The organism is Mycoplasma marinum, from assembly GCF_004335975.1.
GTDB lineage: Bacteria > Bacillota_I > Bacilli_A > Mycoplasmatales > Metamycoplasmataceae > Mycoplasma_K > Mycoplasma_K marinum.
Map to the genome: position 1 here is coordinate 1 of NZ_PSZO01000065.1, position 1,779 is coordinate 1,779.

Sequence of the window (1,779 nt, forward strand, 5' to 3'; positions counted from 1 at the left end):
CGTTTGTTTTATCTGAAAGTTCATCAGCGAATAAAATTAAAGAAGTTACTTCTTCTGCGTGAGTACCCCTTGAAATTTTATCCCCAATTCCTAATGTAATATTATCTTCATATTTATAAAGAGAATCCTTAACAATTCCATCGGAAATACCCCCATCAATAACCCCTACGACAGTTTCTATCGAATCATTGTTGGTAAAATTCATTTCTTCATTTGAATCATTTTTGTTTTGTTTTTCTCTTAATAAAGAGCTATCTTTGTTGTAACTTATAACCCCATTTAAATTTAGGTTGCTTTCTTCCGAAATGGTTCCATTTATAATTAATTTATCGTCCCCTTTATTCTGAATTATATTTATTTTTAGAGTGCTTAATTTTTGAGCTGCAATTTCTGCAATATCTATTGAAGAAAAAGTTAATTCTGCTGATTCGTTTTCCAACACTATTTTTTTTGTTAGAGGTTTAAAAGATAAAAATTGCGACGATTGATTTGAGAGATACTTCGTAATTTTTGTTGATGTAAAATTACTTATTTTTCTTTCTTTCGAGATTATTCCTATATCTTGTCTTAATTCTTCTTTGTGTTTCCCTACTAATAATTTAAAAAAGTGCCCAATATTAGAAGAGGGGGTATTGTGTTTTTTTATAAGTTCTTCCAAAGTCTCTAAACGTCTTATAGCTTCCTCTATTTGGTCATAACCCAAGTTATATATAAAGTGGAGGTTTTTATCATTTGCAGAAAAGAATGTTGTACTATAATTTAATTTATTTTGACCAAAAACAAATTTCATATCCTCAACAAATCTTTTTCTAGGCGCTGGTATTAAGGGCACATCACCTTCAACAATACTTTTGGTTTTTTTATTTAAAAGAGAGAAAGCTCGAATGCCTTGATATGCATCAATGTTCTTCAATGAGTTTAATAATTCATAATGCCCTAATAAATTTTTTGGTTCTTCATATTTATCTGATCCGCCACCAGTCTTGCGTAGGTACTTGGTATCGATTTTTAATCTTAAAATTTTATTCATTTTCACTTCTTTCTTTATTAATTTGTAAAATATATTCTTTTATTGAGTTAGAATATTTTTTTCCAACTTTTTCCAATTTGCTATTAATCAGATATTTCTTAGTCAATGCATCAATATCGTACATTCTCGGGTTATGTATTTCTTTTATATATTTTGAAATTTGTTTCATTTCTGAATTTGTAAGCTCTCACTCGTTTACTATTTCTGAATTTTGTATAGCTTTATCAATATCAATTCTGAATTTATCAAAATTTATCAACATATCAAACCTTCTTAAAATCGCCTTATCTATCCTATCTATGAGGTTAGAAGCAAAGATTATCACTGCCTTTCTTTTTTGATCCATTACTTGCAGCATCACAGTCAATAACCGCTCCATCTCAAAAACATCATTAGTTGTTCCTCTTTTAGTAAAAAGAGAATCTGCCTCATCAATGAAAAGTATTTTCTCTTCTGAGATATTTTTTTTAAAAAACATCTCCAAATTTTTAATGCTTTCTCCCAAGCGAGAATCCACTATTTCAGAAATGTTGAGATTTACGAAAGTATAATTTGTTAACTTCGCTAAATCTTTTGCAAAAGAAGTTTTCCCAGTTCCTGGACTACCAAAGAAAAAAGAAGATTTTATAACACCTAACTTTATACCTTCTATCAGTAAATCTAATTCTTCATAACCGCCTTCCAATGAGTTTAGGAAAGTTTTACCAGCACTAGATTTAATTATTCTTGTATTGTTATCTATAATATTT

General features: G+C 28.8%; 2 protein-coding genes. Both read right to left on the minus strand.

From position 1 onward, the window contains the following. Positions 1–1,030: hypothetical protein (locus C4B24_RS04700; protein WP_131599623.1), on the minus strand; the 1,030-nt coding region annotated here is incomplete at its 3' end. Further along, positions 1,023–1,779: ATP-binding protein (locus C4B24_RS04705; RefSeq protein WP_131599624.1), on the minus strand; the 757-nt coding region annotated here is incomplete at its 5' end. The genes C4B24_RS04705 and C4B24_RS04700, both read right to left, overlap by 8 nt.